This window comes from Pseudomonas sp. RIT288 (assembly GCF_000631985.1).
In the GTDB taxonomy this organism is placed as follows: Bacteria; Pseudomonadota; Gammaproteobacteria; order Pseudomonadales; family Pseudomonadaceae; genus Aquipseudomonas.
Genome location: NZ_JFYN01000021.1, coordinates 1 through 25,239, shown reverse-complemented (window position 1 = coordinate 25,239; position 25,239 = coordinate 1). Strand labels below are relative to the sequence as shown.

The 25,239-nt window shown below is 60.3% G+C and carries 24 protein-coding genes, 5 tRNA genes and 1 pseudogene; 19 read left to right on the top strand and 11 right to left on the bottom strand.

The genetic code is table 11. The annotated features are described in order from the left end of the window. Positions 1–2 precede the first annotated feature (2 nt). From folK to BW33_RS18005, 10 genes are all read left to right on the top strand, one after another. Complete coding sequence (gene folK, locus BW33_RS18050) at positions 3–488, top strand: 2-amino-4-hydroxy-6-hydroxymethyldihydropteridine diphosphokinase (RefSeq protein ID WP_047600293.1); 486 nt, start codon at positions 3–5, stop codon at positions 486–488. A 364-nt stretch (positions 489–852) separates the two neighbouring features. Then, a complete protein-coding gene (gene panB, locus BW33_RS18045; protein ID WP_027614100.1) occupies positions 853–1,653 on the top strand; it encodes a 3-methyl-2-oxobutanoate hydroxymethyltransferase in 801 nt (266 codons plus the stop codon). After that, the gene (gene panC / locus BW33_RS18040) at positions 1,650–2,510 is read left to right on the top strand and encodes a pantoate--beta-alanine ligase (protein ID WP_047600292.1); all 861 of its coding nucleotides are present in this window, start codon (positions 1,650–1,652) and stop codon (positions 2,508–2,510) included. Before panB ends, panC begins: the two co-directional genes overlap by 4 nt. Positions 2,511–2,660: 150 nt before the next feature. Further along, a complete protein-coding gene (gene panD, locus BW33_RS18035; RefSeq protein WP_030140244.1) occupies positions 2,661–3,041 on the top strand; it encodes an aspartate 1-decarboxylase in 381 nt (126 codons plus the stop codon). Positions 3,042–3,272: 231 nt separating this feature from the next. After that, positions 3,273–4,937: a glucose-6-phosphate isomerase gene (gene pgi / locus BW33_RS18030; RefSeq protein ID WP_047600291.1), complete on the top strand. Its 1,665-nt coding sequence runs from the start codon at positions 3,273–3,275 to the stop codon at positions 4,935–4,937. A gap of 213 nt (positions 4,938–5,150) precedes the next feature. Further along, the gene (gene acs / locus BW33_RS18025) at positions 5,151–7,088 is read left to right on the top strand and encodes an acetate--CoA ligase (RefSeq protein ID WP_047600290.1); all 1,938 of its coding nucleotides are present in this window, start codon (positions 5,151–5,153) and stop codon (positions 7,086–7,088) included. Positions 7,089–7,139: 51 nt separating this feature from the next. Continuing rightward, positions 7,140–8,012 carry an oxygenase MpaB family protein gene (locus BW33_RS18020; RefSeq protein WP_047600289.1) on the top strand — a complete coding sequence of 291 codons (873 nt, stop codon included), beginning with the start codon at positions 7,140–7,142 and terminating at the stop codon, positions 8,010–8,012. 185 nt (positions 8,013–8,197) lie between these two features. After that, positions 8,198–9,214, top strand: coding sequence for a class I SAM-dependent rRNA methyltransferase (locus BW33_RS18015; RefSeq protein ID WP_047600288.1), 1,017 nt, complete (start codon positions 8,198–8,200; stop codon positions 9,212–9,214). Between the two features lie 186 nt (positions 9,215–9,400). Next, positions 9,401–12,349 (top strand): DUF748 domain-containing protein, encoded by a 2,949-nt coding sequence (locus BW33_RS18010; RefSeq protein WP_047600287.1) that lies wholly within the window; start codon positions 9,401–9,403, stop codon positions 12,347–12,349. Then, the gene (locus tag BW33_RS18005) at positions 12,349–12,645 is read left to right on the top strand and encodes a DUF2845 domain-containing protein (protein WP_047600286.1); all 297 of its coding nucleotides are present in this window, start codon (positions 12,349–12,351) and stop codon (positions 12,643–12,645) included. Before BW33_RS18010 ends, BW33_RS18005 begins: the two co-directional genes overlap by 1 nt. A gap of 161 nt (positions 12,646–12,806) precedes the next feature. On the opposite strand, the gene BW33_RS18000 is transcribed toward BW33_RS18005, so the two are convergent. Both BW33_RS18000 and BW33_RS17995 read right to left on the bottom strand, forming a co-directional pair. Continuing rightward, the gene (locus BW33_RS18000) at positions 12,807–13,163 is read right to left on the bottom strand and encodes a BON domain-containing protein (RefSeq protein ID WP_047600285.1); all 357 of its coding nucleotides are present in this window, start codon (positions 13,161–13,163) and stop codon (positions 12,807–12,809) included. A gap of 296 nt (positions 13,164–13,459) precedes the next feature. Further along, positions 13,460–13,897: a pilin gene (locus tag BW33_RS17995; RefSeq protein WP_047600284.1), complete on the bottom strand. Its 438-nt coding sequence runs from the start codon at positions 13,895–13,897 to the stop codon at positions 13,460–13,462. A gap of 226 nt (positions 13,898–14,123) precedes the next feature. On the opposite strand from BW33_RS17995, the gene pilB reads away from it, so the two are divergent. The 5 genes from pilB to yacG are packed head-to-tail and all read left to right on the top strand — an operon-like array spanning position 14,124 to position 18,732. Then, entirely contained in the window at positions 14,124–15,824 is a 1,701-nt protein-coding gene (gene pilB, locus BW33_RS17990; protein WP_047600283.1) for a type IV-A pilus assembly ATPase PilB, read from the top strand. 2 nt (positions 15,825–15,826) lie between these two features. Further along, positions 15,827–17,044: a type II secretion system F family protein gene (locus tag BW33_RS17985; protein WP_047600282.1), complete on the top strand. Its 1,218-nt coding sequence runs from the start codon at positions 15,827–15,829 to the stop codon at positions 17,042–17,044. Position 17,045: 1 nt separating this feature from the next. After that, entirely contained in the window at positions 17,046–17,918 is an 873-nt protein-coding gene (locus tag BW33_RS17980; protein WP_047600281.1) for a prepilin peptidase, read from the top strand. Next, positions 17,915–18,538, top strand: a complete 624-nt coding sequence (gene coaE / locus BW33_RS17975; protein ID WP_047600280.1) for a dephospho-CoA kinase — start codon at positions 17,915–17,917, stop codon at positions 18,536–18,538. Before BW33_RS17980 ends, coaE begins: the two co-directional genes overlap by 4 nt. After that, the gene (gene yacG, locus BW33_RS17970; protein ID WP_003228296.1) at positions 18,535–18,732 is read left to right on the top strand and encodes a DNA gyrase inhibitor YacG; all 198 of its coding nucleotides are present in this window, start codon (positions 18,535–18,537) and stop codon (positions 18,730–18,732) included. Before coaE ends, yacG begins: the two co-directional genes overlap by 4 nt. 6 nt (positions 18,733–18,738) lie before the next feature. Here yacG and BW33_RS17965 read toward each other — a convergent pair whose 3' ends face one another. Both BW33_RS17965 and BW33_RS17960 read right to left on the bottom strand, forming a co-directional pair. Then, positions 18,739–18,954, bottom strand: a complete 216-nt coding sequence (locus BW33_RS17965; RefSeq protein WP_003228298.1) for a hypothetical protein — start codon at positions 18,952–18,954, stop codon at positions 18,739–18,741. Between the two features lie 65 nt (positions 18,955–19,019). Beyond that, positions 19,020–19,709 (bottom strand): energy-coupling factor ABC transporter permease, encoded by a 690-nt coding sequence (locus BW33_RS17960; RefSeq protein WP_047600279.1) that lies wholly within the window; start codon positions 19,707–19,709, stop codon positions 19,020–19,022. Between the two features lie 202 nt (positions 19,710–19,911). Here BW33_RS17960 and BW33_RS17955 point away from each other — a divergent pair, with 202 nt between their 5' ends. From BW33_RS17955 to BW33_RS17940, 4 genes are all read left to right on the top strand, one after another. Beyond that, a complete protein-coding gene (locus BW33_RS17955; RefSeq protein ID WP_003228301.1) occupies positions 19,912–20,538 on the top strand; it encodes a DUF1780 domain-containing protein in 627 nt (208 codons plus the stop codon). Then, on the top strand, positions 20,535–21,062 hold the full coding sequence (locus BW33_RS17950; RefSeq protein ID WP_047600278.1) for an MOSC domain-containing protein: 528 nt from the start codon (positions 20,535–20,537) through the stop codon (positions 21,060–21,062). The genes BW33_RS17955 and BW33_RS17950 overlap by 4 nt, the downstream gene beginning before the upstream one ends. Before the next feature lie 51 nt (positions 21,063–21,113). Continuing rightward, positions 21,114–21,287 (top strand): DUF3094 family protein, encoded by a 174-nt coding sequence (locus BW33_RS17945; protein ID WP_003228304.1) that lies wholly within the window; start codon positions 21,114–21,116, stop codon positions 21,285–21,287. 63 nt (positions 21,288–21,350) lie between these two features. Next, entirely contained in the window at positions 21,351–22,649 is a 1,299-nt protein-coding gene (locus BW33_RS17940) for an NAD(P)/FAD-dependent oxidoreductase (RefSeq protein ID WP_047600277.1), read from the top strand. 181 nt (positions 22,650–22,830) lie between these two features. On the opposite strand, the gene BW33_RS30535 is transcribed toward BW33_RS17940, so the two are convergent. The 7 genes and pseudogenes from BW33_RS30535 to BW33_RS17910 form a co-directional block, all read right to left on the bottom strand. Next, positions 22,831–23,694, bottom strand: a complete 864-nt coding sequence (locus BW33_RS30535) for a methyl-accepting chemotaxis protein (protein ID WP_410017547.1) — start codon at positions 23,692–23,694, stop codon at positions 22,831–22,833. Further along, positions 23,686–24,456, bottom strand: a pseudogene (locus BW33_RS30530) (MCP four helix bundle domain-containing protein); the annotation flags it as partial. The pseudogene BW33_RS30530 and the gene BW33_RS30535, both read right to left, overlap by 9 nt. A gap of 162 nt (positions 24,457–24,618) precedes the next feature. Beyond that, positions 24,619–24,695 (bottom strand) — tRNA-Pro (locus BW33_RS17930). A gap of 97 nt (positions 24,696–24,792) precedes the next feature. Beyond that, a tRNA-Lys gene (locus tag BW33_RS17925) sits at positions 24,793–24,868 on the bottom strand. 5 nt (positions 24,869–24,873) lie between these two features. Next, positions 24,874–24,950, bottom strand: a tRNA-Pro gene (locus BW33_RS17920). A 97-nt stretch (positions 24,951–25,047) separates the two neighbouring features. Beyond that, positions 25,048–25,123 (bottom strand) — tRNA-Lys (locus tag BW33_RS17915). Between the two features lie 5 nt (positions 25,124–25,128). Beyond that, positions 25,129–25,205, bottom strand: a tRNA-Pro gene (locus BW33_RS17910). Positions 25,206–25,239 lie beyond the last annotated feature (34 nt).

Below are 25,239 nucleotides of genomic sequence, written 5' to 3'. Positions count from 1 at the left end.
GCATGGAACGCATCTATATCGGCCTGGGCAGCAACCTCGCTGACCCGGCCGAACAATTGCGCAGCGCGCTCACCGCACTGGGGCAATTGCCGCAGACCACCCTCGCCGGCGTCTCGGCGTTCTATCAGAGCGATTCACTGCTGCCGGGGCAACCGCGTTACACCAACGCGGTCGCCGCCCTCGACAGTGATCTCGCACCGCTGGATCTGCTCGATTCGCTGCAAGCCATCGAGAACGATCAGGGCCGCGAGCGTCTGGAACGTTGGGGGCCGCGCACCCTGGATCTGGACATCCTGTTGTTCGGTGACCGCCTGATCGACGAGCCGCGCCTGAAAGTCCCGCATTATCAGCTTCAGGAACGTGCGTTCGTGCTCTATCCCCTGGCCGAACTGGTTCCCGAGGATCTGCGCCTGGCCGATGGCCGCGCCCTCGCCGATCTGCTCGCCGCCTGCCCGTTCGTCGGCCTCGAGCGCCTCGCCCACGCCTGACGCAAATCTCCCCTGCAGGAGTTGCCGAAGGTTCGGGCCGCGTTCGGACCTTCGGCAGCTCCTACACAGAGAGCGTGCAGCATTGCCATTTTTGTCGGACAAAAAACCCGCCAAGCAGCCCCGCCGCACCGCTGAATCGCATCAGTAACGCCGGTAACACTCCCCTCGTAACAATGCGGTAACACACGCAATTGACTTCCGCTTGGCTCCTCACGACTATAGGCGTCCCGCTGCCGCCAACCCGGCACATACGGGCGCAATCCAGGCCTTATAAGCACGACAAAAGAGCGTGCGCCTGAGTAGACGAAGAATCACGCGCGTTACTCGCAGTAGTTTCCAGAGCGCCTGAACGAGGATTTTTTACATGCCAGCCATCACCCTGACCACGCTCCAGAGCCTCAAGCAGAAAGGTGAAAAGATCACCATGCTGACCTGCTATGACGCGACCTTCGCCCACGCCTGCAACGAGGCCGGTGTCGAAGTGCTGCTGGTGGGCGACTCCCTCGGCATGGTTCTGCAAGGGCACGACAGTACCTTGCCGGTGACCACCGCAGAAATGGCCTATCACACCGCTTGCGTCAAACGCGGCAACACCGACGCCCTGATCCTGGCCGACCTGCCGTTCATGGCCAACGCCACCCTCGAACAAACCATGACCAACAGCGCCATGCTGATGCAGGCCGGTGCGCACATGGTCAAGGTCGAGGGTGCGCTGTGGCTGGCGGAATCGATCCGCCTGCTGGCCGAGCGCGGTGTGCCAGTCTGCGCGCACATGGGCCTGACTCCACAGGCCGTGAACATTCTCGGCGGCTATAAAGTGCAGGGCCGCAACGAGAACCAGGCGCGGCAGATGCGTGCCGACGCAATCTCGCTGGAACAGGCCGGGGCTTCGATGCTGCTGCTCGAATGCGTGCCAAGCGAACTGGCTGCGGAAATCAGCCAGGCCGTGAAGATTCCGGTCATCGGCATCGGCGCCGGTAGCGATACCGACGGGCAGGTACTGGTGCTGCACGACATGCTCGGCCTGTCGATCACCGGCCGCGTACCGAAATTCGTCAAGAACTTCATGCAGGGTCAGGACAGCATCCAGTCCGCACTGAAGGCCTACGTCAACGAAGTCAAAGGCGTTACTTTCCCTGGGATCGAACACGGATTCTCTGCATGAACACCGTTAAAACCGTACGCGAATTGCGCGCCGCCGTGGCCCGCGCCCGCAGTGAAGGCAAGCGCATCGGCTTCGTGCCGACCATGGGCAACCTGCATAGCGGCCACATTGCGCTGATCACCAAAGCCACTCAGCGCGTGGATTTCGTGGTCGCGAGCATTTTCGTCAACCCGCTGCAGTTCGGCGCCGGCGAAGACCTCGACAAGTACCCGCGTACCCTGGCGGCGGATCAGGAGAAACTGCTGCAAGCCGGCTGTCATCTGCTGTTCGCTCCGACCGTCGAAGAGATGTACCCCGACGGCATGGCCGGGCAGACCCGAGTCAGCGTGCCGCAACTGTCTGAAGGCCTCTGTGGCGCCAGCCGTCCGGGGCACTTCGAAGGCGTGGCGACGGTGGTCAGCAAGCTGTTCAACATGGTCCAGCCGGATCTGGCGATCTTCGGCCAGAAAGACTTCCAGCAACTGGCGGTGATCCGCGCGCTGGTGCATGACCTGAACATGCCGATCCAGATCATCGGCGAACCAACCGTGCGCGCGGCCGACGGCCTGGCGCTGTCGTCGCGCAACGGCTTCCTCAGCGAAGATCAACGTGCGGTGGCCCCGGTGGTCTATCGCACCCTGAGCACGATTGCCGAGTCGATCAAGCACGGTGAGCGCGACTACCCGGCACTGATCGCCGCCCAAGTGCAACAGCTGGAAGCCGCCGGCCTGCGTCCGGATTACCTGGAAATCCGCCACGCCCTGACCTTGCGCCCGGCAACGGCTGAAGACCGCGACCTGGTGATTCTGGTGGCCGCGTTCCTCGGCACCACGCGGTTGATCGACAACCTGCACCTGAACCTCGATACCCCCGTTTAAAGCAAGATCAAAAGATCGCAGCCTGCGGCAGCTCCTACACATGAGTCCATGTAGGAGCTGCCGCAGGCTGCGATCTTTTGCGTTGTATTGCCGCCTTAAAAGCCTTCGGGCACACTGCCCGACGTTTGCTTCCAACCCGGGAAATCCCTCATGCACGCCATCATGCTCAAGGCCAAGCTGCACCGCGCCGAAGTCACTCACGCGGTACTCGATTACGAAGGTTCCTGCGCCATTGATGGCGAATGGCTGGACTTGTCCGGCATCCGTGAGTACGAGCAGATCCAGATCTATAACGTCGACAACGGCGAGCGTTTCACCACCTATGCGATTCGTGGCGAAGAAGGTTCGCGGATGATTTCGGTCAATGGCGCAGCCGCGCATAAAGCCAAGGTCGGCGACCGCGTGATCATTTGTGCCTACGCCCATTACAGCGAAGCGGAACTGCTCAATTTCAAGCCGCGCATGCTGTACATGGCGCCGGGCAACGAGCTTAGCCACACCAGCAACGCCATTCCGGTTCAGCTGGCCTGAGCCGCTTCGAGGCGCCACTCCCCCTTCCGTTGGTCGGCCCGTTCCCGGTATTGATGTTAAAAAAGTACAGGGAACAGGTCAGAAGAAGTCAAGACAGATCGCAGCGCGAGGTTTACTGTATTCGCCCTGCGTTGAAAAATCGTGTCGACGCATTTGACCCTCGCCCAAACATGGCGTATCGGTCTGTTCTGTGTTCAAAAGGCCGTTCAAGTAAAAAGGAAAACCGCAGCGATGGCGTACTACCGCACTCCTCATGACGTTACCGCTCTGCCTGCCTGGCAGGCGTTGAAAGATCACCGCCAAGCCATGCAGGATTTCAGCATGCGCGAAGCCTTCAACGCCGATCCGCAGCGCTTCAATCAGTTCACTCTCAGCAGCTGCGGACTGTTTCTCGATTATTCGAAGAACCTGATCAACGCCCAGACCCGCAACCTGCTGGTGGGCCTGGCCAATGAAGTCGATCTGAAAGGCGCGATCAAAGCGCTGTTCGACGGCGAAATCGTCAACGCCTCCGAAGGCCGCCCGGCGCTGCATACCGCCCTGCGCCGTCCGGTGGGCGACAAGCTGTCGGTCAACGGCGTCAACGTGATGCCGGAAGTGCACAAGGTGCTGAACCAGATCACGGATCTGGTCGGCCGCATCCACGATGGTCTGTGGCGTGGTTACACCGAGAAGCCGATCACTGACGTGGTCAACATCGGCATCGGTGGTTCGTTCCTCGGCCCGGAGCTGGTCTCCGAAGCGCTGCTGTCCTACGCGCAGAAAGGCGTGCGTTGCCATTACCTGGCGAACATCGACGGCAGTGAGTTCCATGAACTGACGCAAAAGCTGCGCGCCGAAACCACGCTGTTCATCGTTTCGTCGAAATCCTTCAACACCCTCGAAACCCTGAAGAACGCTCAGGCCGCCCGCGCCTGGTACCTGGCTCAGGGCGGTTCGGAAGCCGAGCTGTATCGCCACTTCATCGCGGTATCGAGCAACAACGCTGCGGCAGTCGCGTTCGGCATCCGTGAAGAAAACATCTTCCCGATGTGGGACTGGGTCGGCGGTCGTTACTCGCTGTGGTCGGCCATCGGTCTGCCGATTGCCCTGGCCATCGGCATGTCCAACTTCAAGGAACTGCTGTCCGGTGCCTACACCATGGACCAGCATTTCCAGAGCGCACCGTTCGAACAGAACATGCCGGTGCTGCTGGCCCTGCTCGGCGTGTGGTACGGCAACTTCTGGGGCGCGCAAAGCCACGCGATCCTGCCGTACGACCACTACCTGCGTAACATCACCAAGCACTTGCAACAGCTGGACATGGAATCCAACGGCAAGAGCGTGCGTCAGGACGGCACCTCGGTGTCGACCGATACCGGCCCGGTGATCTGGGGCGGCGTCGGCTGCAACGGTCAACACGCCTATCACCAGTTGCTGCACCAGGGCACCCAACTGATCCCGGCCGATTTCATCGTGCCGATCGTCAGCTTCAATCCGGTCTCCGATCACCATCAGTGGCTGTACGCCAACTGCCTGTCGCAGAGCCAGGCGCTGATGCTCGGCAAGACCCTGCCGGAAGCCGAGGCCGAACTGCGCGAAAAAGGCATGAGCGAAGAGCAGGTGCACAAACTCGCACCGCACAAGGTGATCCCGGGCAACCGTCCGAGCAACACCCTTGTGGTCGAGCGCATCAGCCCGCGTCGTCTCGGCGCGCTGGTCGCCATGTATGAGCACAAAGTGTTCGTGCAGAGCGTGGTCTGGGGCATCAACGCCTTCGACCAGTGGGGCGTGGAACTGGGCAAGGAATTGGGCAAAGGCGTTTACAACCGTCTGGTCGGCAGCGATGAAACCGTTGCTGACGATGCTTCTACCCAGGGCCTGATCAACTACTTCCGCGGCCGTCACCGCGGGTGATGTGAATGGGTTGCCCACAATTCCTGTGGGCAACCCATTTCCAATGTGGGAGCGAGCCTGCTCGCGAATTCGGTGTGTCATTCAGCATCTTTGTGACTGATACACCGCATTCGCGAGCAGGCTCGCTCCCACAGTTGTTTTAGGGATGACTTGAACCTCCGGGCCGCTCGGCGCATCTTTATTCCTGTCGCACAACAAGAATAAGGAACCGTCATGTTCGATATCAGCACGTTCCCCAAAGCCGATGCCGTCCGCCGGGCTGCGCAGTTGAGTCAGGACGACTATAAGCGCCTGTACCGCGAATCCATTGAACACCCCAGCACCTTCTGGGCCGAACAGGCCACGCGCTTCCTCGACTGGAGCACACCGTGGCAGACCGTCCAGCGCTATGACCTGAAAACCGGTGAAGCGTCCTGGTTTACCGGCGGCCAACTGAACGTCAGCTACAACTGCATCGACCGCCATCTGGCACAGCGCGGCGAGCAGACCGCGATTCTCTGGGAAGGCGACGACCCGGCCGAATCAGCGCAGATCACCTACAAAAAACTCCACCATCACGTCTGCCGCCTGGCCAATGTGCTGAAAAGCCGTGGGGTGAAAAAAGGCGATCGGGTGTGCATCTACATGCCGATGATCCCCGAGGCGGCCTACGCCATGCTCGCCTGCGCGCGGATCGGCGCGATTCACTCGGTAGTGTTCGGCGGTTTCTCCCCGGACTCATTGCGTGACCGCATCCTCGATGCAGATTGCCGCACGGTGATCACTGCCGATGAAGGCGTACGCGGCGGCAAGTTCGTGCCGCTCAAGCAGAATGTCGACAAGGCTCTGCAAAGTTGCCCGGACGTCAGCACCGTCATCGTCGTCGAACGCAGCCAAGGCAAGGTCGATTGGGTCGAGGGCCGTGACCTCTGGTATCACCAGGCCGTGCGTGACGTCAGCGACGATTGCCCGCCAGAACCGATGGACGCCGAAGATCCGCTGTTCATCCTCTACACCTCCGGCAGCACCGGCAAACCCAAGGGCGTGCTGCACACCACTGGCGGCTACCTGCTGCAGGCGGCGATGACCTTCAAATACGTGCTCGATTATCGCGATGGCGAAGTGTTCTGGTGCACCGCCGACGTCGGCTGGGTGACCGGTCACAGTTACATCGTCTACGGCCCGCTGGCCAACGGCGCGACCACGCTGATCTTCGAAGGCGTGCCGAGTTATCCGAGCACTTCGCGCTTCTGGCAGGTGATCGACAAACACCACGTCAACATCTTCTACACCGCGCCGACCGCCCTGCGCGCGCTGATGCGCGAAGGTGCCGGGCCGCTGCAGGAAACGTCGCGCGCAAGCCTCAGATTACTCGGCAGTGTCGGTGAGCCGATCAACCCGGAAGCGTGGGAATGGTATTTCAACGTGGTCGGCGAGCAGCGCTGCCCGATTGTCGATACCTGGTGGCAGACCGAAACCGGCGGCATCATGCTCAGCCCGCTGGTCAGTGCGCAACGAATCAAACCGGGTTGCGCCACACAGCCGATGTTCGGCGTGCAACCGGTGCTGCTTGACGAACACGGCAAGGAAATCAAGGGCGCGGGCAGTGGCGTGCTGGCGATCAAATCCAGCTGGCCGGCGCAGATCCGCAGCGTCTACGGCGACCCGCAACGGATGGTCGACACCTATTTCAAACCCTACCCCGGCTATTACTTCACCGGCGACGGTGCACGCCGCGACGAGGACGGCGACTACTGGATCACCGGGCGCATCGATGACGTGATCAACGTCTCCGGCCACCGCATCGGCACCGCCGAAGTGGAAAGCGCGCTGGTGCTGCACGACAGCATCGCCGAAGCCGCCGTGGTCGGTTACCCGCACGACGTCAAAGGCCAGGGCATCTATGCCTTCGTCACCCCCATGAACGGCGTCGAGCCGAGCGACGAGCTGAAGAAGGAACTGCTGGCCCACGTCAGCAAGGAAATCGGCAGCTTCGCCAAACCGGACCTGATCCAGTGGGCGCCGGCCTTGCCGAAAACCCGCTCAGGCAAGATCATGCGGCGGATCCTGCGCAAGATCGCCTGCAACGAACTCGACAGCCTCGGCGACACTTCGACCCTGGCCGATCCGAGCGTGGTCCAGGGCCTGATCGAAAAGCGTCTGAATCAGTAACGTCCGTGGCGCGGTCAACCGGCCGCGCCCGTCCACCACCAATGAGTTGTCATGGAATTCATCCGCAGCCGTATCGAAAACCAACTCATGAGCCTGACTGGTCTGTCCCTCGGTCAGCTCGATCTGGAAAACCCCAAGGGCGATCCCGGACTGTTCGGGCCGGACTCGGTCAGTTGGCAGGTGCATGGCGATTTCAGCAGCATGCTGATCGGCGGCATCAGCGCTTTGTTGCTGCAGGCCCTGCATCCGCTGGCACTGGCCGGGGTCTGGGATCATTCGAATTTTCGCCAGGACATGCTCGGGCGTTTGCGCCGCACCAGTCAGTTTGTCTCCGGCACCACCTTCGGCTCGCGCCGCGACGCCGAATGGCTGATCGACAAAGTGCGCACCATTCACCTGCAAGTGGTCGGTACCGCGCCGGACGGCCGGCCGTATGCCGCCAGCGATCCGGACCTGCTGACCTGGGTGCATATGGCCGAGGTCAGCAACTTCCTCGCCGCGCATTTGCGTTACCGCAACCCGCAATTGTCGGGGACGGATCAGGATCGTTACTACGCGGAAATCGCCGTGGTCGCCGAGCGTCTGGGTGCGCGGAATGTGCCGAAATCGCGGCAGGCCGTGGCCGACTATCTGCAGCGCATGCGCCCGCAATTGCTGTGTGATGAACGCAGTCGCGAAGTCCTGCGCCTGCTGCTCGACGCCCCGGCCCCGAGCGTCCTGGCCCGCCCCTTTGGCGACCTGATGATGAAGGCCGGCATCGATCTGCTGCCGGACTGGGCCAGCGCCATGTTCGATGTCCGTCAGAATCCGCTGCAACGCCAGTTGATCCGCGCCAGCGTCAGGCGCAGTGCGCCGATGCTGCGCTGGGCAATGCGCAATGGCTCGGTACAACGAGCGAAACGACGGATGGGACTGCTGACCTGATCCATATACAGAACCCTGTGGCGAGGGAGCTTGCTCCCGCTGGGTTGCGCAGCGACCCTCGGAATGTTGCGAGCGCTTCGCACTCGAGCGGGAGCAAGCTCCCTCGCCACAGATCTGCGCAATGTCTCAGGGCATCGGTAACTGCTAAACTCCCGCGCCCCCATTCTCACCAGCAAGGCGCACGCATGTCTTCCTTGAATCAGGCGCTGCGCGCCGCCCTCGACCAACGCCAGGATCTGCTCGCCGAGCTGCACAGCCAGGGCACTGATTGCTATCGGCTGTTCCACGGCAGCCAAGAAGGTGCCGGTGGCCTGACCGTCGACCGCTACGGCCCGCAATTGCTGGTGCAGAGTTTTCACCAGACCCTGGAGCGTGACGACCTGCTGCAACTGCACGCCATGGTCAATCAGACCCTGGGCTTCGAAACCCTGCTGGTCTACAACGACCGCTCCCGTGGCAACTCGCGGATCGACCGCGAAGACAGCGTCTACAAAGCCGACGACGCCGCGCTGGCGGATCTGGTCGGTCACGAATGGAGCCTGAACTATCGCGTGCGCGGGCGGCATGCCGGGCAGGATCCGCTGCTGTTTCTCGACCTGCGCAACACCCGCGGCTGGGTCAAGGAACACGCCAAGGGCAAAAGCGTGCTCAACCTCTTTGCCTACACCTGTGGCGTCGGCCTGAGTGCCGCTGCCGGTGGCGCGCGCGAGGTGTGTAACCTCGACTTCGCCGAAGGCAATCTGGCGGTCGGCCGCGAAAACGGTCTGCTCAACCCACAATTGCCCGAGATGCAATTCATCCAGTCCGATTACTTCCCGGCGATCCGTCAGCTCGCCGGACTGCCGATCAGTCAGCGGCGCGGGCAGAAACTGCCGAGCTATCAGCGCCTCGACCCGCGTCAATACGATCTGGTGCTGCTCGACCCACCGGCCTGGGCCAAGAGCGCCTTCGGCACCGTCGACCTGCTGCGCGACTATCAGAGCCTGCTCAAGCCGGCGCTGCTGACCACCGCTGACAACGGCGTGCTGATCTGCTGCAACAACCTGGCAAAAGTCAGCATGGACGACTGGCGCGAACAGGTCCTGCGTTGTGCCGAGAAGGCCGGGCGACCGGTTCGCGAATGGAGCGTGATGACGCCGGGCGCGGACTTCCCGTCGCTGGATCAACAGCCACCGCTGAAAACCCTGATCCTGCAGCTGTAACCGCACTCCGGTAGGAGCTGCCGCAGGCTGCGATCTTTTGATCCTGATGCTGAAAATCAACAGCAAAAGATCGCAGGCTGCGGCAGTTCCTACATGTATTGCTGAAAAATCTGAACAATCCTGCGCCCCACGAGGTACTTCGGAACCAGAATCGCGTGCCATACTCCAAGGCACTCCGATTCAGAGATGAAGCCGCACATGCCCAAAGGATTGATTCGCGCGATTGGCGCCTTGTTGACTGCTCTGGCCCTCTACAGCCTGCTGGGGTTTCTGATTTTGCCGGGCATCGCACTGCGTATCGCCAACCAGCAACTGGCGAACTACGCCACGGTGCCTGCGCATATCCAGCGCATCGAACTCAATCCGTTCAGCCTTGAAGTCACCCTGTGGGGGCTGGTCGTCGGTGAGCCGGGCAAGGAGCAGGTCGGCTTCGAGCGGCTGTACGCCAACCTGCAACTCGACAGCCTATGGACCAAAGCCCTGCATCTGGCCGATATCGAGCTGGACAAGCCGAAGACCGAAATCCTCTTCGCCAAGGACGGCCAGCTCAATCTGCTGGGCCTGTTCAAGATTCCCGCCAGCGAACCGACCCCGGCCGATCCGAATGCCAAACCGTTCCCGCTGCGCATCGATCGCATCCAGCTGGCCGCTGGCAACGTACATTTCCAGGACGCCCGGCCGAGTGAACCGATCGAGTTCATCTACGACAAACTCGACTTCGAGCTGAAAAACCTCAGCACCCTCCCCGACGATAACGCCGACATGACCTTGGTCGCCGCCGGCCCGGCCGGTGGGCAGATCGACTGGAAAGGCAATTTCAGCCTGATCCCGTTCACCTCCGAGGGGACGTTGAAAGTCACCGACGGCAAGATGAAATCCTTCTGGCCTTACGTGCGTGACGCGCTGCCGCTGGTACTCGAAGACGGCGTGCTGAATCTCAGCACCGAGTACAAACTCAATCTGTCGAAAGAAACCGAACTGCTGTTGAACAACGTCGCGGTAAGCATTGCGCCGTTCGCGATCAAGGCGCCGGACGGACGCCCATTGGCGAAACTTGAACGCCTCGACGTCAGCGAGACCTCACTGGACCTGGCCAAACAGCAAGTGGTGGTTGGCAAGATCCGCAGCAACAAACTGGAAACCTGGGCCGCGCTCGAAGCCGACGGCCAGCTCGACTGGCAGAAACTGTTCGCCAGCCAGCCATCGAAACCTGCCGCCAAGGCCGCCGCCGAACCCAAGACCACTCCGGCCGCCGCCGATTCGCCGAAAGAGCCGACCGCTCCGAGCAAGCCCTGGCAAGTGCTGCTCAAAGACGTCCAGCTACGCAACTACACCGTGCATCTCGCCGACCGTTCGGCCAACCCGCCGGTGGCACTGGATGTCACTCCGCTGAATATCGACCTGCAGGATTTCGACAGCCTCAACGGTTCGCCCTTCAAGGTCAGGCTCGACAGCGGCCTGGGCAAGCAAGGCAAGATCAACGCCGACGGGGTGGTCAACCTCGCGCCGGTCACCGCCCAGCTCAATGTGAAAACCCAGGACATCGATCTGCGTGTCGCGCAGTCCTACATCAATCCGTTCATTCGCCTGGAGCTGCGCAGCGGCATGCTCGGCAGCGACCTCAAGGTCAACCTCAAGAGCACCGCCCCTCTGGCACTCGGCGTGACCGGGCGTGCGCAGATCGATCAACTGCACACCCTCGATACCCTGAAAACCCGCGACTTCCTCAAGTGGCAGCAAGTGGTGGTTGAAGGCATCAACTATCAACACGGTGACAGCCTGTCGATCGACAAGGTCAACCTGTTCCAGCCTTACGTGCGCTTCATGATCAACGATGACCGCACCACCAACATCGACGATCTGCTGATCCCGCAGCCTGCCGACAATGGTGCGAAAAACGCAGCGGCGAAACCGGCCAGCAAAGACAAACCACTGGGTATTCACATCGGCGCGATTGCGATCAACGACGGCTCGGCCAACTTCGCCGACTTCAGCCTGACGCCGAATTTCGCTACGGCAGTGCAACAGCTCAACGGCCAGATCGGCACCATCGACAGTCGTCAGGCGAAACCAGCCAGCGTCGACATCAAGGGCAAGGTTGATCGCTATGCCCCGGTGACCATCAAAGGTGCGGTCAATCCGTTCGACCCGATGGCCAGCCTCGACATCGCCACCAGTTTCAAACGCGTCGAGCTGACCACCCTGACCCCGTATTCCGGCAAGTTCGCCGGTTACCGAATCCGCAAGGGCCGGCTCAACCTCGACCTGCACTACCTGATCACCAAGGGCCAGTTGAAGGCTGAAAACAAAGTGGTGGTCGAGCAGTTGCAACTCGGTGAAAAAGTCGACAGCCCGGATGCCGTGAGCCTGCCGCTGAAACTGGCGATAGCCCTGCTCAAGGACGTCGATGGCAAGATCTCCATCGAACTGCCGGTGACCGGCGACCTCAACAACCCGCAGTTCAGCGTGATGCCGATTGTCTGGCAGACCCTGCGCAACCTGATCGTCAAAGCGGCTGCCGCGCCGTTCAAGCTGATTGGCGGACTGGTCAGCGGCGGCGGATCCGAGGATCTCGGCACCGTGTCCTTTGCCCCGGGGTCAAGCGATCTGAGCAAGGACGCCGAATCAGCACTGGACAAACTGTCCCAAGCCCTCAAGGAACGTCCGGCCCTGCGTCTGGAAATCGAAGGCACTGCCGCACAAAGCAGCGACGGTCCGTTGATTGCCGAGCAGCGTCTGGAGCGCGAATACCAGTACAACTACTACAAGATGCTCCAGCGTCGGGGCGACAAAGTGCCGGCCCAGGCTTCCCTGCTGCAAGTGCCGGAAAGCGAGAAAGGCCCGTTGCTTGAAGGCATCTACCGTACCCGTCTGAAAACCCAGCCACCGGCCGAATGGAAGGATCTGGGCAAGGAAGAACGCACAGCGAAAATGCGTGATGGCGTGATCAAGTTCTGGAGTTCCAGCGATGTGCTGCTGCGGCAGTTGGGTCAGGAACGCGCCAGCAGCATCAAGGACTATCTGGTCGACAAAGGCCAGTTGGCGGATGACCGGGTGTACTTCATCGACGCCAACCTTGGCGAGGCCGAAAGCGATGGTCGGGTCGTGACGCAAATGCACCTGGACGCCGAATGATGAGTCACAAATGGCGGGTTGCGCTGACGCTGCTGCTCGTCGCCAGCCCGGTTCTGGCCTCCGACACGCTGCGTTGTGGCAGCCAACTGGTCAGTCTCGGTGACCGCGCCAGCGAAGTGCTGCAAAAGTGTGGCGAACCGGTCAGCCGCGATGTCCTCGGCTACAAGCGCAGCGCCAACCGCCGCGAAGAGTTTCAGGTCGAGGAATGGACCTACGGTCCGAGCAACGGCATGTACCAGTACCTGCGCTTTGAAGGCAATCGTCTGCGGCAGATCAACAGCAAGCGCGGTAACTGAAAGATCTTTGCTTCTACCAAATAGAACAGGCCCCGACACAAGTGCCGGGGCCTGTAATGGTCACATCCGTGTGACCGTTCGCATGAACTCTAAAGTTGCGGCAGACGTATTGCTCGGCCCGTCTGTCGCGTCTTCTCCCGGTTCAGGCGAGAAGTCATGCCTTACTCGGCTTTCAGGCCGTCAGCGGAGACCGCTTTGACGCCTTTGATTTTCTTGGCGATCGCAACAGCTACGTCTTTCTGCGATTCAGTTACAGCAGTAGTCGACGAAAGCGATACAACGCCTTTGTTGGTTTCTACTTTGATGTCGGTACCTGGAATGCCTTTTTCGGTGACCAGGTCAGCTTTGACTTTGGTGGTGATCCAAGTGTCAGAAGTAGCTTCTTTAGCCTGGGTGACTTCACCGGCAGCCAGAGTCATTGGAGCCTGAGTAGCCTGGGTGGATTGTGCGAAAGCACCGGAAGCCATGGTCAGGGTCAGCGCGGTAGCAGCAGCGGCAGTGATAGCGAACTTCTTCATACGAGTAACTCCTGTTTTTCTGGAAAGTCTGCTGGATTACTTGTCAGCAGGGTTACCGAGGTAGTTGCGAACGTTGTGCCAACTTTTTGAAAGACATAAAACCCATATAAATCAACAGCTTATAGATAATGGAAAATTCCGGATTCATGCAAAATGCATGACTCGGGGAAATTTCACATGCAAGTTGCGGTTTTTTGGAAAGTTCCTAAGGCGCTGAAATTATGGAGACTTTTATTTTCACCGAGCAAAGAAAAATGCCCTGCGTGGCAGGGCATTCGGTCGTCACGCGCTAGCGATCACGTACCGCTGGCGGTACAGCCTTTTGGCGAATAATCCGGGTTAACAGTAGTGGCACAGGTCCACACACCAGAGGTATTACCGGTAGCAGCGCCCGAACGAGTGAGCGTGATGGTTTTGCCCAGTACCGGTCCCGGAGCGTTGAGCAGCGTGCAGCTGATGCTGCCCGCCCCCGTCGCCGCTGTGCCTGTAACCGCCACCGTACAGTTGGAGGTGGTGGTTGTACCGCCATTCACAGTGGTTATGTCCGGAGCGGTACCTTGATTGATGGTGTCCTCGAACGGCACCTTCATCGCACTGATCTCCGCCAGCCCCGCAGTCACTTTTGATCGCGCCTGATACTTCGAATACTGCGGCAGGGCAATCGTCGCCAGAATCCCGATGATTGCCACCACGATCAGCAGCTCGATCAGAGTAAAACCTTGTTGTTTTTTCATAGACACGCTCCATGCATGAGTCGAAATCTCATGATCTGAAAGGGACGCAGCATAGGCCATGCCAATGCCTTCCAGGCCCCGCCCATTGGGCGCAAAGCGCGTGTGATGTCATTTCCTACAACCTGCAACCGCACTATCTGACACTTTTTGTCACCTGTACCGGGCGTGTTTGGCGCTGTCACTTGACTAGGCTATAAGTCATGAACTGTCAGCATCCGGAATCCCCATGAATGACATCGCTCTGAGCGGTCTGGCCAAGCAATTGGTACAGGCCGAACTGCTTACGGAAAAAAGCGCCCAGCAGGCCTGGCAACAGGCGCAGCGCAATCGGCTGTCGCTGGTCAGCTATCTGGTGCAGAACAAACTGGTGAAGAGCTCACAAGTCGCAGAGATCGCTTCCGAGCATTTCGGCATGGCCTTCATGGACCTCAATTGCCTGGACAAGGAAACCCAGCCCAAAGGCCTGGTCAGTGAAAAACTGGTTCGCCAGCACCACGCACTGCCCTTGTGGCGCCGCGGCAACAAACTGTTCGTCGGCATTTCCGACCCGAGCAATCAACAGGCGATCAATGACATTCAGTTCAGCACCGGGCTGAGCACCGAAGCCATTCTGGTGGAGGACGACAAGCTCACCGAGGCCATCGAGAAATTCTTCGACACCCACGCCAGCGGCCTCGAAGAAATGGCCGACGTCGATCTCGACGGCGTGGATGTCGAGTCCGTCGACGACAGCCGCCAGGACGCCATCGGCGGTCTCGACGCCGACGACGCGCCGGTCGTGCGTTTCGTGCACAAGATGCTGCTCGACGCGATCAAGAGTGGTTCATCCGACCTGCACTTCGAACCCTACGAGAAAACCTTCCGGGTGCGAGTACGCACCGACGGCATCCTGCGCGAGGTGGCCAAACCGCCGATCCAGTTGGCTGGGCGAATCGCCGCACGCCTGAAGGTCATGGCCAGCCTGGACATCTCGGAACGGCGCAAACCGCAGGACGGGCGGATCAAGATGCGCCTGTCGAAGACCAAGTCGATCGACTTCCGGGTCAACACTCTGCCGACCCTGTGGGGCGAAAAAGTGGTGATCCGGATTCTCGACCCGTCCAGCGCGCAGATCGGCATCGATGCATTGGGTTACGAGCCGGCGCAGAAAGACCTGTACATGGCCGCGCTCAAGCAGCCGCAGGGGATGATTCTGGTAACCGGGCCTACGGGGTCGGGGAAAACCGTGTCGCTGTACACCGGCCTCAATATCCTCAACACCGTCGACATCAATATTTCCACCGCCGAAGACCCGGTGGAAATCAACATGGAAGGCATCAACCAGGTCAACGTCAATCCCAAGCAGGGGCTGGATTTTGCTCAGGCTCTGCGCTCATTTCTGCGTCAGGACCCGGACGTGATCATGGTCGGGGAAATCCGCGACCTGGAAACCGCCGAAATCGCGATCAAGGCTGCGCAGACCGGTCACCTGGTGCTGTCCACGCTGCACACCAACAGCGCCGCCGAAACCCTGACCCGCCTGCACAACATGGGCATCCCCGGGTTCAACATCGCCACCTCGGTCAGTCTGATCATCGCCCAGCGCCTGGCGCGCAAGCTCTGCAGCCACTGCAAGAAGCCGATCGAGATCCCCCGCGAAACGCTGATCAAGGAAGGTTTCCCGCCGGAACAGATCGGCAGTTTCACGATCTATGAGCCGGTCGGTTGCGACCTCTGCAACGGCGGCTACAAGGGACGCGTGGGGATTTACGAAGTGGTGAAAAACACCCCTGATCTGCAACGGCTGATCATGGCCGAAGGCAACTCGCTGGAAATCGATAGCCAGATGCGTCGCGATGGCTTCGACGACCTGCGCACCTCTGGCCTGCGCAAGGCCATGCAAGGCATCACCAGCCTGGAAGAAATCAACCGGGTCACCAAGGACTGAACATGGCGGTCAAGGCAGCGAAAATCAGTATCTACGCCTGGGAAGGCACGGATCGCAAAGGCAGCAAGGTCACGGGCGAGTTGAGCGGGCAGAACCCCGCGCTGATCAAGGCCCAGCTACGCAAACAGGGGATCAACCCGGGCAAGGTGCGCAAGAAATCCACCTCCTTGCTCAGCCTCGGCAAACGCATCAAGGCCCAGGACATCGCCCTGTTCACCCGGCAGATGGCAACCATGATGAAGGCCGGCGTACCGCTGTTGCAGTCGTTCGACATCATTGGCGAAGGCTTCGATAACCCGGCAATGCGCAAACTGGTGGACGAGGTGAAGCAGGAAGTGGCCGCCGGCAACAGCTTCGCCGCGGCCCTGCGCAAGAAACCGCAGTATTTCGATGAGCTGTATTGCAACCTGGTGGATGCCGGCGAGCAATCCGGTGCACTCGATACGTTGCTCGAACGGGTCGCGACGTATAAGGAAAAAAGCGAAGCACTCAAGGCCAAAATCAAGAAAGCCCTGACCTACCCCAGCGCCGTGGTGCTGGTGGCAATGGTCGTCACCGGGATTCTGCTGGTAAAAGTGGTACCGCAGTTTCAGTCGGTATTTTCCGGCTTCGGCGCCGAATTGCCGGCCTTCACCCTGATGGTGATCAGCATCTCGGAGTTCATGCAGCAATGGTGGTGGGTGGTGCTTGGCGCTCTGATCGCGGCGGTGTTCGGCATCCGTCATGCGCTGAAGAAATCCCAGGCATTGCGCGACCGCAAGGACACCTGGCTGCTGAAGCTGCCGCTGGTGGGCACGCTGATGTACAAATCGGCAGTGGCGCGATTCGCCCGCACCCTGTCGACCACCTTCGCCGCCGGCGTTCCGTTGGTGGAGGCACTGGATTCGGTGGCCGGCGCCACCGGCAACGTGGTGTTCAAACGCGCGGTGTTGCGCATCCGCCAGGACGTTGCCACCGGCATGCAGCTGAATTTCTCGATGCGCAGCACCGGAGTCTTCCCCAACATGGCGGTGCAGATGACTGCCATCGGTGAGGAATCGGGCGCACTGGATGACATGCTCGACAAGGTCGCCGGTTTTTATGAAGAGGAAGTGGATAACATGGTCGACAACCTCACCAGCCTGATGGAGCCGTTCGTCATGGTGGTGCTCGGGGTCATCGTCGGCGGGCTGGTCGTGGCCATGTACCTGCCGATTTTCCAGCTCGGCTCAGCGATCTGACATGCCTATCGACGAACTCTTCAGTCTGTATCCGCTGGCCTTTGTGTGCACCGCCCTGCTGCTGGGTCTGGTGGTCGGCAGCTTTCTCAACGTGCTGGTCTGGCGTCTGCCGAAAATGCTCGAGCGCGACTGGCGCCAGCAGGCCCAGGACGTCCTCGGCCTGCCGAGCGAAACCCCACTGCCAATCTACAACCTGATGCTGCCGCACTCCCAGTGCCCGCATTGCGGCCACCGGATTCGAGCATGGGAAAATATTCCGCTGCTCAGCTATCTGCTTCTACGGGGGCGCTGCTCCGCGTGTGCCGCACCGATCAGCAAACGTTATCCCCTGACCGAACTGGCCTGCGGCCTGCTCTCGGCATTCGTCGCCTGGCATCTGGGTTTCGGCTGGGCGGCCGGCCTGTTGATCGTCCTCACCTGGGGCTTGCTGGCAATGAGTCTGATCGACACCGAACATCAACTGCTGCCCGATGTATTGGTGTTGCCATTGTTGTGGCTGGGACTGATCGTCAACAGTTTCGGGCTGTTCGTCTCGCTGCACGCGGCACTGTGGGGCGCGGTGGCCGGCTACATGGCGCTGTGGTCGGTGTTCTGGCTGTTCAAGCTGCTGACCGGCAAGGACGGCATCGGCCACGGGGATTTCAAGCTGCTGGCGCTGCTCGGGGCCTGGGGCGGCTGGCAGATTCTGCCGCTGACGATCCTGTTGTCGTCGCTGGTGGGGGCGATCGTCGGGGTGATTCTGCTGCGTCTGCGTGAGCAGAAAACCTCGACGCCGATCCCCTTTGGCCCGTATCTGGCAATTGCCGGCTGGATTGCCTTGCTCTGGGGTGGTCAAATAACCGACTTCTATTGGCAGTTTGTCGGTTTGAAATGAATACCCCTGTGGAAAAACCCTGGATTCTCGGCCTGACCGGCGGCATCGGCAGCGGTAAAAGCGCCGCTGCCCAGCATTTCATCGACCTCGGAGTCCATGTGGTCGACGCCGATCACGCAGCGCGCTGGGTGGTCGAGCCGGGGCGTCCGGCACTGGCGAAAATTGCCGAACACTTCGGCCCGGGCGTGCTGCAGGCCGATGGCACGCTGGACCGTGCGGCCCTGCGCAAACTGATTTTTGAAGTGCCGGAAGAGCGCCGCTGGCTCGAAGCCCTGCTGCATCCGTTGATCGCCGAGGAAATCGCGCATCATCTGGGGCTGGCAAAATCGCCTTACGCGATTCTGGTTTCACCGTTGCTGATCGAGTCCGGGCAGTACGCGATGACCCAGCGCATCCTGGTGATCGACGCCCCGCAACAACTGCAGATCGAACGCACCTTGCAGCGCGACCAGACCAGCGAACAGCAGGTCCAGGCGATCCTCAAGGCCCAGTCGAGCCGCGAAGATCGCGTGAGCCGTGCCGACGATGTGGTGGTCAACGACCGCGACCTCGCCTGGCTGCACAGCGAAGTCGAGCGTCTGCATCACTTTTACCTGACTTTATCCGGAGGCCAGTCATGAGCCCTACAACCGTCGAATGCCCAACCTGCGGCGCCCCCGTGGAATTCACTCCAGAGAACAAATTCCGCCCGTTCTGCTCCGATCGCTGCAAGCTGATCGACCTCGGCGCCTGGGCGTCCGAAGAGCACAAGATTCCGGTCGCCCCGGATGCCGAAGACGAAATGTTCTCCGGCGATTTCGACCCGCGTCACTGATCGCGATCAGGGCCGCATGAAGCCGTAGTCCTGATCGTCGTCGAGGTTTTCCGCGAGAAAGCGCAACTCGTCGGCCAGGTCTTCGGCGTTGCGCACCGTCTTGCTCTGCTGCACCACCGCGCTGAGCAAGGCGCGCAAACTCAGGCCCGGATCGAAGCCCACCTCCAGCGCCATGTCCAGACTCTGCCGCGTCTCCTGCCTCGCCCACTCGTAAACACTCATGCCGCTGCTCCTGAAGGAATTTGGCCGAGCATGAAATGCCGCGCGGGGGGCGGATTTGATGTGGATCAAGACTTGGGATCGTCGTCCTTCCACGGTGCCGAAAGGTAGCGGGTACGGTTGAAGGTTTCCAGCCACTCGGGGCTGAACACCACCAGCGCGCTGATCACCATGCCGTTGATAAAGGCTTCCGGGAAAATCAGCAGCCACAGGTAGCCGATGAAATCTTCCAGCCATTCAGGCATGGCGAACAGGCCGTCGTACCACAGCAGGCCCAGACTCAGCGTCAGACACAGCAATGCGGACAACGCCGCGGCAAAGAACCCGGAACAGAAGATATACACAAACGGATTACGCGGCTGGGCACGCTCGACGAGGATCGCCACACACTCGGTGATCAACACCGGCAACAGGATCAACAATGTCCCGTTGACCCCGACCGCCGCCAGATCCTGACGTCCGAGCAACACCAGCCCGAGCTGTGCCACCAGCCCGCCGACGATCGCCAGCGGCCAGTCGAGCAACAGCGTCACGGCGGTCATGCCGATGAAGTGGTAAGAGACCCCGGTGTCGAAATCCCTGCGTACCATCCACAGCAGAAACAACGCGAACACCGTGCCGAACAGCAGATGCTGACGCCGACTGTCACTGAACAACTCGACCCACGGCGCACGGCAGATCGCCCACAACAGCACCGGCAGGTAAATCAGCCAGCCGAGTGTCAGGCTGGTCGAGGACAGCAGTTCGGCACCGATCATGTCTCCCTCACGCTATTCCCCCTGTAGGAGCTGCCGAAGGCTGCGATCTTTTGATTTTTCTCTTTGAAGTCAAAAGATCGCAGCCTTCGGCAGCTCCTACCGGATGTCGCAATCCATGTTGTCCAAGTCTACACCGCGGCATGGTGAGCATCAGCCAATGCAAAGCTATCTGCTTGTCGCATTTGAACGCTAAGCTTGGGCTATGGATGACTCAGATTACTTACGCCTGCTGACCATTGCGGCCGAGCAAGCCAACGCGTTCCTGTCCAATGCCCGCAAATGGGAGCGTGAGCGTTGGGTCTGCCAGCGCCTGCTGCAAGGCTTGAACATCCCTTATCGTGCCGATGAGTTCGCCCCCGCGGGCGAGCCGCCGGACGTGCTGTTTCGCGATGCCAATTTCGAAGTGTTCTTCGTTCTCGATGAAGGCCGCCGACTCAACGACGAATGGCGCGATGAGCTGCAACGCCGCCGCAGTGCGTTTTCCCTCAGCCAACTGGTGCGCCGTGAAGCCAAGCCGCGGCGGATCCCGGCCAATGAGTTCCTGTTGCGACTGGCACCGACCTTGCGCAAAAAAGCGCACAACTACAAGGAACGCGGCATGGATCTGGGCGAACTGGACATCATTGCCTTCGCCAGCCTCAAGCGCGAGGTGCTGGACCTGAACAGCCACTTTCCACCGCCGACCGAGTATCTGCGTCAGGGCTGGCGCTCGCTGTCGCTGGTCGGCCCGACCTTCGCCAGGGTGCTCTTTGCCCATCCCGATGCGCCGGACTTTCTGCGCAGCAACCTCGGTCGCAGCATCGTCTTCGATGTCGGGATCAGCCTGTGACGCCGCTGCAGCAGTTGATTGCCGACGTGCCGCAGAGCGGTCGCGTGCGCTGGATCGGCGTGCGCCCCGAGTCTCGCGGGCCGATGCTCGAACTCGACGCCGTGGAAGCGCGACTGGAGGCCGGACTGACCGGCGATCACGCCCGCCCCGGCGTGCGCAATGCTCGCCAGGTGACGTTGATCCAATTCGAACACCTCGCGGTCATCAGTGCGTTGATGGGCCGGCCTGCCGATCAACCCGTGAGGCCTGAAGATCTGCGACGCAATCTGGTAGTCAGCGGGATCAATCTGTTCAGTCTCAAGGGGCGGCGCTTTCGCATTGGCCAGGCGATTTTCGAGACCACGGGCTGGTGCCAGCCCTGCGCGCGCCTGCAAAACAACCTCGGCCCCGGCACCTTTCAAGCCGTGCGCGGGCATGGTGGAATTACCGCGCGGGTGTTACAAAGCGGGATCATTCGCCTCGACGACGGTGTGTCTGTCGAACCGGTTCCGGACAGCGGCTATGCTGCGTTCAACCCCGGTTGAAAACCGCTGTAGCTTCTGCACATCCAGCAACGTCTACCTGACGAGGCCTTTATGACCAGCCGCCTGAACCCCGAAGACCAAAAGCATGTCGAAGAGTACCTGCAGTTGTCCCAACACCGTGTCGAGCGCCGGCCTTTCCGGCCGTGGATGCTCCTGGTGCTGGTGCTGGCAGTGACCATTGGTCTGGGCCTGCTGAGCCGATTAATCAGTTACCTGACGCTATGAGCTGCCTCGCGCTCGCTCGGGTAACCGCACCGATTTCCTTTAAAAACCTTGCGAGTTATCCCTATGTCCCATCGTATTGTTATTGTCGGCGGCGGCGCCGGCGGTCTGGAGTTGGCTACCCGTCTGGGTAAGACCCTGGGCAAGCGCGGCACGGCCAGTGTGATGCTGGTCGACGCGAACCTCACGCACATCTGGAAACCCCTGCTGCACGAAGTGGCCGCCGGATCGCTGAACTCTTCCGAAGACGAACTCAACTATGTTGCCCAGGCGAAATGGAACCACTTCGAGTTCCAGCTGGGGCGCATGAGCGGGCTTGATCGCGCGCAGAAGAAAATCCAGCTGGCCGCCACCTACGACGAGAACGGCGTGGAACTGGTACCGGCGCGTGAAGTGGCCTACGACTCGCTGGTCATCAGTGTCGGCAGCACCACCAACGATTTCGGCACCCAGGGCGCAGCACAGCACTGCCTGTTCCTCGACACCCGCAAACAGGCCGAACGCTTTCACCAGCAATTGCTCAATCACTACCTGCGCGCGCATGCCGGGCAGACCGATGTGGTAGAACAGATCAGCGTGGCCATCGTCGGTGCCGGCGCTACGGGCGTCGAACTGGCGGCAGAACTGCACAACGCGGCGCATGAGCTGGCGGCTTATGGTCTGGACCGGATCAAACCGGAGAACATGCACATCACCCTGATCGAAGCCGGCCCACGGGTGTTGCCAGCCCTGCCGGAGCGCATCAGCGGCCCGGTGCACAAGACTCTGGAGAAACTCGGGGTCAATGTAATGACCAACGCCTCGGTCAGCGAAGTGACCGCCGACAGCCTGATCACCGCCGATGGCAACGTGATCAAGGCCAGCCTGAAAGTCTGGGCCGCCGGGATTCGCGCGCCGGGTTTCCTCAAGGACATCGACGGCCTGGAAACCAACCGCATCAACCAGCTGCAAGTGCTGCCGACACTGCAGACCACCCGCGACGAAAACATCTTCGCGTTTGGCGACTGCGCCGCCTGCCCGCAACCGGGTTCGGATCGCAACGTGCCGCCGCGAGCACAGGCCGCGCACCAACAAGCGTCGCTGCTGGCCAAATCACTGAAGCTGCGCATCGAGGGAAAAACCCTGCCGGAGTACAAGTACACCGACTACGGCTCGCTGATTTCGCTGTCGCGTTTTTCCGCTGTAGGTAACTTGATGGGCAACCTGACCGGCAGTGTGATGCTGGAGGGCTGGCTGGCGCGGATGTTCTACGTGTCGCTGTACCGCATGCACCAGATGGCGCTGTACGGACCGTTCCGCACGGCGATGCTGATGCTGGGCAGCAAGATCGGTCGCGGCACCGAGCCACGCCTGAAGCTGCACTAAAACAAAAAACTGTGGGAGCTGGCTTGCTCCCACATTGTTTTGTGCTGCACACAAAATTCGCAGGCAGCCGCAACAAATGCAGGAGTGAGCCTGCTCGCGATAGCGGTGGTTCAGGCAATGAAGCGGTGTATGACGGACCGCTATCGCGAGCAGGCTCACTCCTACAATCGATCTCTGCTCATCAGAGCTGGAAGCGGCGCACCATGCCTTGCAACGCGTTGGCCAGTTGCGACAGTTCATGACTCGATGCACTGGTCTGATCGGCACCCGCTGCCGAACGCACCGACAAGTCGCGAATGTTCACCAGATTACGATCCACTTCCCGGGCGACTTGCGCCTGCTCCTCCGCCGCACTGGCGATCACCAGATTGCGTTCATGGATCTCATGCACTGACGCAGTGATGGTTTCCAGCGCCTCCCCGGCGCGCTCGGCCAACGCCAGCGTGGTCGTGGCCCGGGCAGCGCTGGCCTGCATCGAATCCAGCGCCAGGCTTGAACCACTGCGCATGCCCTGCACCATCTGCTCGATCTCCTGCGTCGACTGCTGCGTACGATAGGCCAGCGCCCGCACTTCATCGGCGACCACCGCAAAACCGCGTCCGCTCTCCCCTGCACGGGCTGCCTCGATGGCGGCGTTGAGCGCAAGCAGGTTGGTCTGCTCGGCAATCGCACGGATGACATCCAGCACTTTGCCGATGTCCTGTGACTGGTTGGCCAGCGATTGCACCAACTCGCCGGTGTGCTGCACGTCGCTGGCCAGCGCATTGATGGCCGACGCGGTGTCACTGACCCGCGCCTGCCCCAGTTGTGCCGACTCACTGGATTGACGGGTGGCATCGGACGTCGACACGGCGTTGCGAGCGACTTCTTCAACGGCTGTGGTCATTTCATTGACCGCCGTGGCGGCCTGTTCGATTTCGTTGTTCTGCTGCTGCAGGCCTTGTGTGCTGTCGAGCGTCACCGCGTTGAGTTCATCAGCAGCGGTCGCCAGTTGCGTGGCCGAACCACTGATGCCTTGCAGCGTTTCCCGCAGATTCTGCTGCATGGTCGCCAGCGCCTTGAGCAATCGGCTGACTTCATCGTTACCGTGGGTTTCGATCGGTCGGGTCAGGTCGCCACGGGCCACGTTTTCGGCAGCACTGACAGCGGTGCTCAGCGGTCGGACAATGCTGCGGGTGAGCAACATCGCCAGCGCCACCGTGGCCAGCGCCGCCAGCGCGATGAACAGACTGACGATGGTGCGCGAGGTCTGATAGTGGTCAGCGGATTTCTGGCTTTCCGCGGCAACCTGCCTGGTGAACAGATCCGCCAGGTCATTGAGCTGCTTGCCGGAACCGTCGACCACGGTCTTCATATCAATCAGCAACAGTTTGGTCAGTTCGTCACGCTTGCCTTGATCGGCCAGGGTGAAGGATTGCGCGATGCCGGTGCGATACGCGGCGAAGGTTTTTTTGAACTGGTCATAGAGCTGCTGGCCTTCCGGCGTGGTGACCAGTTTGTCGTAGGCGGCGATCTTCTCGCTCAGCTCCTTGTCGCGGGTGTCCATCTGGCTGCGGTAAGTCGCGATGTTCTGCGGATCCTGATCAAGTGCCATGCGCAGGGAAATCGTGCGGATCCGCAACATCAACTCGCGAATCTCGTCACCGCCGCGAATGCTCGGCAGCCACTGGTTCTCTACCGCGACCTCACTGTCACGAATGCTCGACATCTGCCCCAAGGCAAATACGCCAAGCAGCGCCACCAAGACCGCGATCAGGGCAAAACCCAGTGCGGCACGGGGAGCAATATTCAACTGACGAAGCAACATGACGAACGCCCTTATTCTTGTATTGGCCAGATTGAAGGGGCGAACAGCGGCAGTCCCCTCTTGTTAGCGGGCTATCGGCACGTTGTACGATGGCTTGAAGGGAATTGTCTTTCGCAAGGACAAAAAAAATCCCCGTATCTTTCGATACGAGGATTTTTAATATGGTCGGGGTAAGGGGATTCGAACTCCTGACATCCTGCTCCCAAAGCAGGCGCGCTACCGGACTGCGCTATACCCCGGTAAAAAAAAGGCGACCTATCAAAGATCGCCTTCTTCGATCAGCGCTTTTGGCCTCTGATCTTAAGATTCGATCCCAGTGTTACCTGGTTTCAAAAATGGTGGGTCGTGTGGGATTCGAACCTACGACCAATTGGTTAAAAGCCAACTGCTCTACCAACTGAGCTAACGACCCAAAAATGGTCGGGGTAAGGGGATTCGAACTCCTGACATCCTGCTCCCAAAGCAGGCGCGCTACCGGACTGCGCTATACCCCGGTAAAAAAAAGGCGACCTATCAAAGATCGCCTTCTTCGATCAGCGCTTTTGGCCTCTGATCTTAAGATTCGATCCCAGTGTTACCTGGTTTCAAAAATGGTGGGTCGTGTGGGATTCGAACCTACGACCAATTGGTTAAAAGCCAACTGCTCTACCAACTGAGCTAACGACCCAAAAATGGTCGGGGTAAGGGGATTCGAACTCCTGACATCCTGCTCCCAAAGCAGGCGCGCTACCGGACTGCGCTATACCCCGGTTTGAAATTGGCTCCGTGACCAGGACTCGAACC